The sequence below is a fragment of the Neisseria sp. 27098_8_139 genome, from assembly GCF_041433195.1.
GTDB lineage: Bacteria > Pseudomonadota > Gammaproteobacteria > Burkholderiales > Neisseriaceae > Neisseria > Neisseria subflava.
This window is the reverse complement of the sequence record NZ_JAPWBA010000015.1, coordinates 1-13,104: the sequence shown is the minus strand read 5'-3', so window position 1 is coordinate 13,104 and position 13,104 is coordinate 1. Positions and strand designations below refer to the sequence as shown.

The following is a 13,104-nucleotide window of genomic DNA, read 5'->3' as shown; positions in this document are numbered from 1 at the left end:
TTCGCAGTAGACGTAATTATACTCAGGCCGTCTGAAATATCAGCCCTGCCAGCGCGGCACATTGTTTTGAATGATACCGAACAAGTCCAAAGCATGAGAGACGCTGTGTGTAATCATATCTTCAATGGATTCAGGCTTCTGATATAAAGCCGGAATGGGAGGAAACACGATACCGCCCATCTCTGTCACGCGGCGCATATTTTCAATGTGCGCCAAGTTTAACGGCGCTTCACGCACCATCAACACCAGCTTGCGCCGCTCTTTCAACGTTACATCCGCCGCACGGCTGAGCAAATTATCGGCAAATCCATGAGCAACCGAAGCCAAGGTTTTCATTGAACACGGTGCAATCAACATCCCATCCGTCAAAAACGATCCGCTGGCAATACTTGCCCCGACATTACGGACAGAATGCACGACATCCGCCAAAGCATAAACGTCTTCCTTGGTGTAATCCGTTTCCAAAGCACGGGTCATCTCCGCCCCTTGCGAAACCACCAAATGCGTTTCTACCTGATGCTCACGCAAAAGCTGCAAAGCTTTCACGCCATACTGAAAACCGCTGGCACCGCTGATGCCGACAACCAAACGCTTCATTGTATTTCCCTGTCTCGGCCTAAAGATAAATGAAAGGCAGATTCTCAAGACGAAAAAATAACCGCTAAAAAGCGGTTAGATTTTCTAATGTGGTGCCGACAGCGAGATTTGAACTCGCACAGCCTATGGCCACTACCCCCTCAAGATAGCGTGTCTACCAATTCCACCATGTCGGCATAAATCAAATTGCCTTACTGCTGCTGAGGATTCGGTGCAACAGGAGTTGTATTGTTTTGTGCAGGCGTTGCAGGCTTAGGAGCTTGCTGGCTCTGCTTCACATCGCTGAAGTCTAAACCGTGCTTACTGGAGTGGGTGTGAATATACACCATCGCCATGCAGGTCGCAAAGAAAAATGTTGCGGCAATAGCAGTTGAGCGGCTCAAGAAGTTGGCATTACCGGCAGAACCGAATACGCCTTGCGCGCTACCGCTGCCGGAACCGAACGTTGCGCCGGCATCCGCGCCTTTACCGTGTTGCAACAATACTAACACGATTACGGCTAAAGCGGAAATAATATTAATGATCCAGATAAGGGTTTTAAAGGCTTCCATATGTTTTCTACGAGGCTTGTGCTGCGTTGATGATGGCGGTAAAGGAGTCATATGATAATGACGCGCCACCAACCAATGCGCCGTCTACATGAGGTACTGCGAAGATGTCGGCCGCGTTATCCGCTTTCACACTTCCGCCGTAAAGAACGCGGATTTTAACATCGCTTCCGCACAAAGACAAGATTTCTTTGTAGATAAATGCGTGCATGTCGGCGATTTGTTCGACAGTGGCGACTTTGCCTGTACCGATCGCCCAAACCGGCTCGTAGGCAACGGCGATGTTTTTGGTGTTCAAACCTTGTAGGATGGAAAGCTGGTGGGTAATGACTTCGTGTTCTTTGCCGGCTTCGCGTTCTTCCAGGCTTTCACCGACACACAACAATGGAATCAGGCCGACGTTGAGGACGTTTTCCATTTTGCGGCGTTGGATTTCGTTTTTCTCGCCGAAATAAAGGCTGCGCTCGGAGTGGCCGATGAGGACGATGTCAGTACCGATGTCGGCAAGCATTTCGGCGGACACTTCGCCGGTGTACGCGCCGTTATTCGGGAAACGGCTCACGTCTTGCGCACAGGTCAAGATACGGTTGTTCAAAACAATCTGCATGGCGTTGTGCAGTTGCAACAGATAAACGGTCGGAGCAGCCAGACCGATTAACACGCGTTCTGCGGTTGGCATGACACGGAAGCGGTGCATAAGCGCATTGTTGTTTTGGAGTCGGCCGTTCATTTTCCAGTTGCCGATAACCCATTTTTGATCCCACATTCCGATTTGGTGATACATCTTTATTGCTCCGTGTGTTGGTTGTTGCTTGCTGTAGCGTCGTGTAATGTCAAAGTTTAGTGGATATATGTGCGCTTGGCAATTATTAACGAGCCTCTGGGCCGTCTGAAAGATGGCACACTCTCCGACAAGGATTTATAATGTATGCTTCGATAAAATTAAGAATTGAACGGAGCACAAATATGGACTTTGAAAAAGCGCGTTTCAATATGGTTGAACAGCAGATTCGTCCGTGGGATGTCTTGGACTTCGACATTTTGGATGCTTTGGAGGAGATCGAGCGCGAACATTTTGTCGGCGAGGCTTTTCAAGGTTTGGCCTATGCGGATATGGAGCTGCCACTGGCCAACGGTCATAAGATGTTGGAACCCAAAGTCGTTGCCCGCCTGGCTCAAGGTTTGAAACTGAAAAAAGACGAAACTGTCTTAGAAATCGGTACAGGCTCAGGCTATGCAACCGCCCTGCTGTCCAAACTGGCCGGTAAAGTCGTGACCGACGACATCGATGCCGATCAGCAGCAACGCGCCAAAAAAGTTTTGGACGAATTGGGCTTTACCAACGTCGATTATGTGCAAAACAACGGCCTGACCGAAGCATCGCAAGGCGCTCCTTTTGATGCGATTTATGTGGGCGGCGCAGTAGACAGCGTGCCTGAAATTCTGAAAGAGCAACTGAAAGACGGCGGCCGTATGGTGGTCATCGTCGGCCGCAAACCGGTACAACACGCGCTTTTGCTGACGCGCAACGGCAACGAGTTTTCCGAAAAGGTATTGTTCGACACCGTCGTAGCCCACTTGGAAGATAAATCGGCCAATCCGTTCGGCGATTTCGATTTTTAAACAACAGGCCGTCTGAAAGTTCAGACGGCCTCATACTTTTATACCCAACCCTATGACCGACATTATCCAACTCTCGCCCACCGAATTGAAACAATGGCAGGACGAAGGCCGCGCATTTCATCTGCTCGACGTCCGCACCGATGAAGAACGCGCCATCTGCACCCTGCCCGCCGCCATTCATATCCCGATGAACCTCATCCCCCTGCGTCAAAACGAGCTGCCCGACGACGATTTACCCATTGTCGTTTACTGCCACCACGGCATCCGCAGCCTGCACACGGCAATGTATTTAGAAGACGCCGGATTTGAAAACCTCTACAACCTGCAAGGCGGTATCGATGCTTGGGCAATGCAGGTAGACAGCAAAATGATGCGATATTGAATCGGTTTTATCAATAAAAGGCCGTCTGAAACTGGATTTCAGACGGCCTTTTCAAACCTTTCTGCTTACGCTTGCAAGCTAGCGACAAACTGCTGTACGGCCGGCACAGCCAAAATCAACAGCAATACCAATACGGCTTTTTCCATACGGTTGAACTGACAACTTCCGTAGTGTTTCTTTTGCGAATAGAGAAACAGCAATACGCCGGGCAAATAGAGCAAGACTGAAAGCAGCAAATATTCCGTGCCTGCCGCATAGACAATCCAAGCCGCATAAAGCGTTGCTGCCGCGCCGATAAGACGGTATTTTGCCGCAGCCTTTTGTGTCAGCGATAATTTGAGCAGATATGCACCAATTAACAGATACGGTATCAAAATCATGGAAGTCGATACCATCAGCAAGGCAGAATAATCCTCGCCTTTTAACCACACCAGCAATAGGCAAACCTGCACGGTCAAGGTGGTAAACATCAACGAACCCTGCGGCACTTCGTTTTTATTCAACGGGATAAACGATTTTGGAAATGCGCCGTTTCTCGCACCCATGTGCGGAACCTCGGTCGCATACAGCGTCCAGCTTAAATAAGACGACAGCACAGACACAATCAGGCAAGAAGAAATCAGCACTTTACCCCAAGGGCCGACCATGTGCGCCAACACGCCCGCCATAGACGGATTAGCCATTGCTGCAATATCCACACGAGGCAAAATGCCTTGAGCCAAGACGGTAATTGCCACATACATTGCCAGCGTCAAGCTGACTCCGATAATGGTTGCTCGACCGACATCAGCACGACTTCGCGCATGCTTGGACAAAACCGCCGCACCCTCAATACCGGTAAACACCCACAGCGTAATCAGCATTGTGTTTTTCACCTGCGTCATCAGGCTGACATCAGGATTTTCAGGCGTAGCAAGGCTCGCCCCTGTCCAATCGGACATAAACACTTCGGTTTGAAAGAAATAGGCTGCCATACCGATAAATAAAATCAGCGGAAATACTTTGACTGCTGTCGCAATCAGGTTCACTCCTGCCGCTTCTTTAATACCGCGCACTACCAACCAGTAAATCAGCCACACAATTACCGATTCACCGACAAAAGCGGCAAATGTGTTGCCTTTACCGAAAATCACGTTGTCCGGCGTATCGACAAATCCGCCTACTGCTTCAAACGCAACCACCAAATAGCCGACAATACCGACCGTAGTGCAAAGCCAATAGCCCCACGCCGAGAAAAAACCCATCAAATCGCCGAAGCCGTCGCGGGCGTACGTATAAATACCGCCGTCCAATTCGGGCTTAAGTTTGGACAAGGCCGAAAATGACAGACCGAGAAAGATAATGCCCACACCGGTAATCAGCCAACCCAGCAGCAAAGCCTGCGAACCTGCGACGGCAGCCATATTCTGCGGCAGGCTGAAAATACCCGAACCAATCATGGAACTGATAACCAAGGCCGTCAGCGCGGCCAAGCCGATTTGAGATTTTTGCGACATGTTTATTCCTGATTTTTATAATTATGTGTTTGTGAAGCAACGGCATTACCGGCTTTTTTAGCCTGTTCTAACCGTATCAAAATATTATGCGACCACTTTCAGACGGCCTTAAATCCTTGCGCCAACGCACGGATATGTTCAGGTGCGATACCGCAGCACCCGCCGATGATTTCAGCACCCAAATCCGCCCATTGTCTCGCCCACGCCAAATAATTTTCCGGCGTAGCATCGGCACGAATCGGATCCAAACCATCGTTGGCCTCGTTCATCTGTCCTTGTACCGGCTCAAATGCATTGGCGTAAACACCCAGTTTCAGACGGCCTTGGGCTTCATGTGCCACTTTCAAAGCTTCCGCCATCACTTCAGGCTGACTGCAATTGAACAACATTGCCGCCGCACCTATCTCTACCGCGAAATCCGCCGCCTCGTGCACGTTTTCTCCCGAACGCAACACCGGTACATCATGCGGCATCGTATCTTCCAAAGTAAACGACACCCAAAACGGTTTACCGTCCTCGGGCAGACTGCTGCGCCAGAAACGCGCTTCTTCCAAGCTGGATACGGTTTCTGCCAACCAAATATCAGCAAACGGCATCAAACCCGATATTAAAGGGCGCGCCAAAGCAGGTGCGACTTGTTTGTCAAACAAGTCAGGGCGGTAAGAACCGAACAACGGCGGCAGGCTTGCGGCCACTTTTGCAGTAGTCCCGCTTTGTTCCACCGCTTCACGCGCCAAACGGCCGGCCTGCCTTGCCCATTCGGCAGCTTGAGCATCAAAGCGCTCCTGCCCGATATGAAACGGAACAAGCGCATAGCTGTTGGTCGTAACTACTTGTGCGCCTGCTCGAAGAAAGTCCAAATGCGTTTCACGCACAATATCCGGCGCTTCCATCAAAGCCAAAGCAGACCATTCCGGCTGACGAAACGGTGCGCCGCGCCGATGCAGTTCACGCCCCATTCCACCGTCTAAAATCGTTACCGTCATGATCGACCTCCAATGATGATTTTTTAAAATCGCCATTCTACGCTTTTTTAACTCCTTACCTTTAATCTATAAAGAACTAAACTTATGCAGTTTTGGCATATAAAAGGCCGTCTGAAACTGGGTTTCAGACGGCCTTTGCGATTATTTCACAAACCGTGCATCTGCCATAAATGGCCGTGTAGCTGCCGGTTTGGCGGAATAGAAGCGGGAGAAAGTGCTGTCGATTTTGGTCTGTATCGGTTTACCGTCCAATGTTGCCGATGCTTCCAATTTCACACCACCGCCACTGGTCTCGCCTAATTTCATATTTGGCAACGTCAGTTTGGCAATATTAAGTTTCACATTTTCCACTTTGGTATCGGGAGACATCAGCTGTTTGCCGACGGGGCGGATTTTTTCACCCTCATCATGAGGCGCAGCACCACCGTTGTCGTCAACCACGCCGATATTAATCAACCGGGCAGATGCCAAATCCATCTTGCCATTTTTGACCGGAATACCGACAAACAGTTTTACGCCGCGATGAATGAACGTATTGTCCCGCCACTGAGTTTGGCCCTCTTTCGGCGGTTTGGTTTCCGCCGCCACCGAATAAGTGCGGCCCATAATCATCAATTTATAACCTGGAATTTTTTTCGAACCGAATCCATCGGTAATGTCTTCGACCAGTTGCGGCGCAGTCAGGGTTTCGTTTGCCAAAATACGGGCTGAAGTTTCTGCCAGATGGGCGGGCTTGCCGTCTATGGTCAATGCCTGTTCATGGCCGAAATCAGACGCAAATGCAGGTACGGCAGCCAGTGCGGCGGCCAATGCCAGAATACGGATGGTTTTCATTGCAGACTCCTGATAAAAATGTAATTGGGTTGATTACCCGATAAAATCCGGGCAATATTGATAGGAATCGGTATTTTTATATAAATGATATAGATTATCAAGAGTATTTGGCTTTTAAAATAAAAAAGGCCGTCTGAAAACCAGTTTCAGACGGCCTTTTCAATTTGCTTAAAACCTTCTATCAGCCTGTAAAGCGTTTGAATACCAATGTGCCGTTGGTACCGCCAAAGCCGAAGGAATTGGAGATGGCAACGTCGATTTTCGCGTCGCGCGCTTCGTTGGCGCAGTAGTCCAGATCGCAACCGGCTTCAACGTCTTGTTCAAAGATGTTGATGGTAGGTGGAGATTTTTGCTCGTGTACTGCCAATACGCTGTACAACGCTTCCACGCCGCCAGCCGCGCCGAGCAAGTGGCCGGTCATAGACTTGGTAGAGTTAACGATGACTTTGCGCGCATGATCACCCAAAGCGCATTTGATGGCTTTGGTTTCGTTGGCATCGCCCAAAGGAGTCGATGTACCGTGTGCGTTGACGTAATCTACGTCTTCAGGATTCAGGCCGGCATCTTTCAGAGCGCGAGTAACCGCCAATGCAGGGCCTTCTTCGTTAGGCGCGGTAATGTGGTAGGCATCGGAGCTCATACCGAAGCCGACGATTTCGGCGTAAATTTTCGCACCGCGTTTTTTCGCGTGTTCCAATTCTTCCAACACCAGCACGCCAGCGCCTTCGCCGATAACGAAACCGTCACGGCCTTTGTCCCACGGACGGGAAGCGGTAGCAGGATCGTCGTTACGGGTGGAAAGTGCCTTCATGGCAGCAAAACCGCCAACGCCCAAAGTGCTGATCGCGCCTTCCGCGCCACCTGCAATCATAACGTCTGCGTCGCCGTATTTAATTAGGCGGGCGGAGTCGCCGATGGAGTGCGCGCCGGTGGTACAAGCGGAAACCATGCCGTAGCTGGGTCCGCGGTAGCCTTTGAGAATGGTTACGTGGCCGGAAATCAGGTTAATCAGCGAGCCTGGGATAAAGAAAGGATTGATTTTGCGCGCACCACCTTCGATCACAGCTTTTCCGGTCGCTTCAATGCTCGGCAGACCACCGATACCGGAGCCGATGTTGACACCGACGCGGTCTTTGTCGAGGGTTTCCAAATCGTCCAAGCCTGAATCATTGATGGCTTGCAGGGCGGCGGCAATACCGTAGTGGATGAACACGTCCATACGGCGTGCTTCTTTCGCGCTGATGTATTGGCCGATGTCGAAATCGCGCACTTCGCCGGCGATTTGGCTGTTGATGTCGGATGCGTCAAAGCGGGTAATCCGTCCGATGCCGCTTTTGCCTGCGAGCAAATTGCTCCATGCGGTGGCGACGTCGTTGCCGACCGGTGATACTTGGCCAAGACCTGTGATGACTACTCTTCTCTGACTCATGATAATCTCGCTGTTGGTTGTCGGGATTTTCGCGGCAGCCTTGCTCATTTTCTTCGTGAAAACGGGCAAAACTCATGCCGTCTGAAATTTCAGGGGTTTAATAATAAGGTAAAAGCCTCTATTGCGATGGCGCAGCAGAGGCTGGATGTTTGGTGCGACCGATTAGCCTTGGTGGGCGTTGATGTAGTCGATAGCCAATTGTACGGTAGTGATTTTTTCAGCGTCTTCGTCAGGGATTTCGCAGCCGAAAGCTTCTTCCAAAGCCATCACCAGTTCTACGGTGTCCAGAGAGTCAGCACCCAAATCGTCTTGGAAAGAAGATTCGTTTTTCACTTCGGCTTCGTTTACGCCCAGTTGTTCAGCAACAATTTTCTTAACTTGTTGTTCGATGTTTGACATATCAGTCGTTCCTTTTCGCCTTGCGGCAGGTTGTTTAAGAGAAATAATTCGTCGGTATTGTACCGAATTCGGATAGAGTTTTCCATCTAATCCTGCATTTTAGCACAGATTATTCAGTAAAAACCTGTTGTTGCGCATATTAGCATAGGCTGATTTTAACCTACAAGCAGGAAATTGTTTTTATTTGATATCATAGAGTTAAGTTTGATTATCGTAAATCGTGGCCATCTGAAAATCCTAATTTCGGCTTCTCAAACGGCTTTAATGCAATTTCAAATATTTCCTCCAATTATTTTTCCAAACTGCCCACATCATCCGTCTCACGATATTCCAGCCCGTCCAATGCCGCAAAATGCCGCTTGCCGCATTCGATTTTCAGCTTCTCATTTTGGCGTAGTTTGTCCGTATCCACACCAGCCTGAATGCCTTTGCCGGTATTTTTGGTTTCTGCAACGAAATACACTTTGTCCTGAACCTGTTTTACCACCGCCCAATCGGGATTGTAGTTGCCCAGCGGGGTCGGGATCTTGAACCAGCCGGGCAGTTTGAAGTAAAACGCCACGCCGCCTTCATTTTTCGCATCATAATCCTCGCAATTTTGAGCAAAGGCTTGTTCCGTGCCGGAATCCAAAGGGATATAGTTTTCGCAAATGGTTTTTTGCGGTTTTCCGACTTTGAACGTAAAGCTGTTTTCATAAAACTCGATGCCTTCACGCTCCATGTCTGCCAACAGCTTTTGGTCGTACACTTCTCCGGTTTGCTCATACTCGATTCCTGCCGCCATCAACGCGTACAAGCTGCGGTTTACCGCTTCGGCGGCAAGGTCGATGAAGCGTTGCGGATTACCAGCTACATCTTTCAGACGGCCTGACTGTGTAATGATTTCGTACACTGTGCGCCGCGTCAGCCCTGTTTTTCTTTGGATCTCGCCGAGTATGTCCGGGATTTCCCATTGAACGTCCATGTCGCGGCTGCGGCTGGCAATTTCGACTGTTTCGATACCGTAGGTTTGGGATTGTTTTAATTGCGCCTTGCGGATGCGGATTTTCGGCTTTTGGATTTCAGGCAGGCCTGCCACTGCCGCCGAAGCCTGTTTGATGAGTTCTTCCGTATCGAAGTGCACGCGGTAGCGCGTTTTGTATTTCAACCTGTCCCAAATTGCCTGAAATTCGGGGTCGAGCGGGAAATCTTTGCGGAATAGCTGTTTTTTCTTTTTGTTGCCGTCCTTGATGTTTTCGGCGGCGAAGGTAATGCCGCATTCGTCTTCGTATTCCTTTTGCAGGTTGGCAGCAAACGATTCGTAGCTTTCGTTCGGAACCACGGTTAGCACATTCACTTTTTCATCGCGCACGCGCCGTCCTTCCTGATTGACGGCTATACGCAGCCCGCGCCCGATTTCCTGCCGCTTTTTCAGCGGCGAGCGGGTTTCGTTGAGCGTGCAGATTTGGAATACATTGGGGTTGTCCCAGCCTTCTTTCAGCGCGGAATGGGAAAAGATAAAGCGCAGCGGGCTGCCGAAGGAAAGCAGGGTTTCCTTGTCGCGCATAATGAGGCGGTAGGTATCGTTGTCCGCCTGAGTTGTACCGTCGGTGTTTTTCAGACGGCCTTTCTTGTCTTGCGAGAAATAGCCGCCGTGTACGCCCGCCGTATCGGCGCTGCCTGCAAGCTCCCGATAGATTTCTTCAAACCAAAGGGCAAACTTGCCTGCTGTTCCGTCTGCCGCACGGTAATTCTCCACGCGGTCGATGAAGAACAGCGACAACACCTTAATCCCCAGCGGATTCAGACGTTTCTCCTTCGCCAAATGCTCCCTTACCGTTTCGCGGATTTGGTTTTTCATGATTTCATCTCGCACCGCATTGCCGTCGCCGCCGCGCGTAATGGTTTTACCGCTTGAGAACGCCAATTCCTGATTCTCGAAATCCATGCCGTCAATGATGAAACCGTGGCGGTAGGCTTCGTTGCCGCCTGATTTTTCAAACAAATCGTCTCCCGATTTGACGGACACCTTTTTCTTCTTGGTTTCCTTTTTATTCTGATAATGAATGTTCAAATCGGCTTTCAGACGGCCTTTGGCCGCCTGCTTTACTTCCAGCAGCTCCGCAAATGCACCGTTCACATCGTTTTCCGCCAATACCGGCAAAACTTCGATTTGCTTTACCAGCTTCAAATTGTATGCCTGCACGGGATTCAGGCTGTAAACCTTGTGGTACGGTTTTTTATGCGTTGCCGAATAGCGCAGGGTAAAGAGCGGATTGAGCGATGCCAAGGCGTTCAGACGGCCTTCCGTTTCCATATTCTGCGGCTCGTCGATAATGACGATGGGACACGTTTCCTGAACAAACTTAATCGGCGCTTCCCCGCTTTCGTTTACCTTATTGATAACGTTTCCATCTTTTTCAAACGACTGGATGTTGATCACTAAAATCTCGATATGGTCGTTTACCGCAAAAGCGCGTAAGTCCGACAGCCGGCCGCTTGAATATTCCGCATAACGCATCACGGGCCTGCCAAACACCCCGTCAAAATGCGCCTTCATAATTTCCAGGCTTTTTAACACGCCTTCGCGTATCGGTACGCTCGGTACGACAATGACAAATTTCTTCCAGCCGTAGCGGCGGTTTAATTCATAAATCGTGCGCAGATAGACATAGGTTTTGCCCGTACCCGTTTCCATTTCCAGAGAAAAATTCAGCCCGTGCTCGCCGATTTCCGTTTCAGACTGTCCGTTTTGCTTTTGTACCGCATTCAAATTCCGGCCTAGCGTTTCCCAATCCAAATCCAAGCCGTTGCCGACAAACCGCCCCATCCCCTGACTGGTCAAATCAAATGTCCGGGCATGGTTCGGCTGCCCTGCAAAAAGATTCGCAACGGCATTTACCGCATCAAGCTGATAGGGCAGTTCTTCAAATTTCAATTCCATCGTTTTCTCCCTACACGCACTCGAACATCACGCCCGCGTCCTTCATCTGCAATACGGTATTGCTTTTAAGCGCGTCGTCGCCGTCGAATAGCCTGTCCAAAACCGCCACCTTGACGGGGTGCTTCTCCAGTACCGCATCAATCAAACCTTGATCCACGCGTTCCAGCAGGAAAGCGTATAGCCCGCCCGTATCCTCGTCTTCCACGAAACATACGCCGTCTGAAAACGAAACCTTGCAAGTCAGCTTCAAGCCCATACGCAGCATCAATTCGTAGAGCAGGTTTTCAGACGACGTTTCAGACAGCACGGAATCGATATTCAACGACAATTCGCGTTGCAGGGCTTCCGTATCGGCTTGTCCGGGCTGCCGCCATTGTTTGAAACCGCTTTCGGCAAGTTTGAAGACTTTAAAGCCCGTATCTATTTCCGATCCGTCTTGAAGGCCGTCTGAAATCTGCCTGCCCGCGCGGCGGATGCGTTCTTTGGCAATTTCGGCAATCGTGTCGAAACCCGCCTTGCGTGCTTCGGATTTTTCGTCGGTTTCTTCGGGGAGCTGGACGCAGATAAAACGGCGGCTGCCGCCGTCTTCGGCGTTAAGCTGCATCACGGCATGGGCGGTAGTGCCGGAGCCGGTGAAGAAGTCTAATATAATTGAATCTTTTTTATTTGATGCAATTTTAAGCATCCTTTTGATTAATGAAGGAGGTTTCGGAAAAGTAAATATTCCTTTACCAATCATGGATTCCAACTCTTTGCTGGCAGCATCTGTTGTTCCTGTTTCATCATGTTTCCATAAATCAACTGGCACCATTCCGCCATCCATCTCTGTGAGAAATTTCTTTAAGCGTGGATATTTGTTTTCTCCATTTTTTCCCCAATACAGTCTGTTATCTTCCTGATAGGATAAATATTTTGAATGCTCAAATTTCCATGCATTTGTTGGGTGTGTAATGACTTCTCCCGTGTGTGGATTTTGTATTTCATATGATAAATTCGGGCGTTGTTCCTTTGTTGCTGGGTTAACACAAGATACGCTTGTCCATACTCCTCTTGGGTCATTATCTGGATTGGTATAAGTGGAATCTGCTTTTTCATTTCTAGGCTCTTTTAACTCCTGTAAGTTATCAGATTTCCTGTAGCAAACTATCTGCTCCGTTAATGTTGTGAACATGCGGGCGTTGTTACTTCTGGTATACCTCTTCTCCCATATAATATTTGACACAAAATTCTCCGCCCCAAACACTTCATCACACAACAATTTCAACTGCGCCTGTTCGTTGTCGTCAATACTGATAAAAATCACGCCGTCTTCGCGCAGCAGGGTTTTCGCCAGATGCAGGCGCGGCAGCATCATGGAGAGCCAGTTGCTGTGGTAATGGCCGCTGTCTTTGCCGTTTTTGCGCCACGCGCCTTGGAATACGCCGTCGCGTTTCAGGTAGCCCGCGTCGTCGGTATCGCCCACGCGTCGGGCGTATTCATCGCGGCTTTCGGAGAATTTGTCGGGATAGATAAAGGAATCGTTGCCGGTATTGTAGGGCGGGTCAATGTAAATCATCTTCACGCTGCCGGCGTAGGATTTTTGCAGGATTTTCAGTGCTTCGAGGTTTTCGGCTTCGATAAACACGTTTTGCGTGCCGTCGAAATCTGCGGATTCTTCTTTGCAGGGAACGAGGGTGCGGGAAGTGGGGCTTTGCAGGTTGAGATAGGCGGCGGTTTTGCCCGCCCAATCCAGTTGGTAACGTTCGCCCGCACCAGCAAGGTTTTCTGCGCCGAGGACGAGTTTGAGCTTCTCAAAATCGATTTGGTCTTCGCAAAAGACTTCGGGAAAGAGTTGCTTGAGTTTTAATATGTTGTTTTGTTTGAAATTATTTTCTAAATCGTGTATAA

The 13,104-nt window shown here is 49.7% G+C and carries 12 protein-coding genes and 1 tRNA gene; 2 read left to right on the top strand and 11 right to left on the bottom strand.

Annotation, left to right across the window (positions count from 1 at the left end; all coding sequences use genetic code 11):
* Nucleotides 1-39 precede the first annotated feature (39 nt).
* The 4 genes from O3660_RS10275 to tpiA form a co-directional block, all read right to left on the bottom strand.
* A complete protein-coding gene (locus tag O3660_RS10275; RefSeq protein WP_049351296.1) occupies nt 40-597 on the bottom strand; it encodes a UbiX family flavin prenyltransferase in 558 nt (185 codons plus the stop codon).
* A gap of 90 nt (nt 598-687) precedes the next feature.
* Nucleotides 688-773: transfer RNA gene (locus O3660_RS10270), tRNA-Leu, on the bottom strand.
* Between the two features lie 15 nt (nt 774-788).
* Nucleotides 789-1,148, bottom strand: a complete 360-nt coding sequence (gene secG, locus O3660_RS10265) for a preprotein translocase subunit SecG (RefSeq protein WP_049351297.1) — start codon at nt 1,146-1,148, stop codon at nt 789-791.
* A 7-nt stretch (nt 1,149-1,155) separates the two neighbouring features.
* The gene (gene tpiA / locus O3660_RS10260; protein WP_049351298.1) at nt 1,156-1,929 is read right to left on the bottom strand and encodes a triose-phosphate isomerase; all 774 of its coding nucleotides are present in this window, start codon (nt 1,927-1,929) and stop codon (nt 1,156-1,158) included.
* Between the two features lie 182 nt (nt 1,930-2,111).
* Between tpiA and O3660_RS10255 the strand changes: the two genes are divergently transcribed.
* Together O3660_RS10255 and O3660_RS10250 are read left to right on the top strand one after the other, a co-directional pair.
* The gene (locus O3660_RS10255) at nt 2,112-2,768 is read left to right on the top strand and encodes a protein-L-isoaspartate O-methyltransferase (protein ID WP_049351299.1); all 657 of its coding nucleotides are present in this window, start codon (nt 2,112-2,114) and stop codon (nt 2,766-2,768) included.
* 52 nt (nt 2,769-2,820) lie between these two features.
* Entirely contained in the window at nt 2,821-3,150 is a 330-nt protein-coding gene (locus tag O3660_RS10250) for a rhodanese-like domain-containing protein (protein ID WP_003679997.1), read from the top strand.
* A gap of 65 nt (nt 3,151-3,215) precedes the next feature.
* Here O3660_RS10250 and O3660_RS10245 read toward each other — a convergent pair whose 3' ends face one another.
* The 7 genes from O3660_RS10245 to O3660_RS10215 all read right to left on the bottom strand — a co-directional run bounded on the left by O3660_RS10245 (nt 3,216) and on the right by O3660_RS10215 (nt 13,102).
* Nucleotides 3,216-4,646 carry a basic amino acid/polyamine antiporter gene (locus tag O3660_RS10245; protein WP_049351300.1) on the bottom strand — a complete coding sequence of 477 codons (1,431 nt, stop codon included), beginning with the start codon at nt 4,644-4,646 and terminating at the stop codon, nt 3,216-3,218.
* Between the two features lie 98 nt (nt 4,647-4,744).
* Nucleotides 4,745-5,632, bottom strand: a complete 888-nt coding sequence (locus O3660_RS10240) for a homocysteine S-methyltransferase family protein (RefSeq protein WP_049351301.1) — start codon at nt 5,630-5,632, stop codon at nt 4,745-4,747.
* Nucleotides 5,633-5,773: 141 nt separating this feature from the next.
* On the bottom strand, nt 5,774-6,466 hold the full coding sequence (locus O3660_RS10235) for a hypothetical protein (protein WP_049351302.1): 693 nt from the start codon (nt 6,464-6,466) through the stop codon (nt 5,774-5,776).
* A 181-nt stretch (nt 6,467-6,647) separates the two neighbouring features.
* Nucleotides 6,648-7,895 carry a beta-ketoacyl-ACP synthase II gene (gene fabF / locus O3660_RS10230; protein ID WP_049351312.1) on the bottom strand — a complete coding sequence of 416 codons (1,248 nt, stop codon included), beginning with the start codon at nt 7,893-7,895 and terminating at the stop codon, nt 6,648-6,650.
* Nucleotides 7,896-8,057: 162 nt separating this feature from the next.
* Nucleotides 8,058-8,294: an acyl carrier protein gene (gene acpP, locus O3660_RS10225; RefSeq protein ID WP_003679644.1), complete on the bottom strand. Its 237-nt coding sequence runs from the start codon at nt 8,292-8,294 to the stop codon at nt 8,058-8,060.
* A gap of 289 nt (nt 8,295-8,583) precedes the next feature.
* Nucleotides 8,584-11,217, bottom strand: a complete 2,634-nt coding sequence (locus O3660_RS10220; protein ID WP_371464941.1) for a DEAD/DEAH box helicase family protein — start codon at nt 11,215-11,217, stop codon at nt 8,584-8,586.
* A 10-nt stretch (nt 11,218-11,227) separates the two neighbouring features.
* Nucleotides 11,228-13,102: a site-specific DNA-methyltransferase gene (locus O3660_RS10215; RefSeq protein WP_371464940.1), complete on the bottom strand. Its 1,875-nt coding sequence runs from the start codon at nt 13,100-13,102 to the stop codon at nt 11,228-11,230.
* Nucleotides 13,103-13,104: the final 2 nt, after the last annotated feature.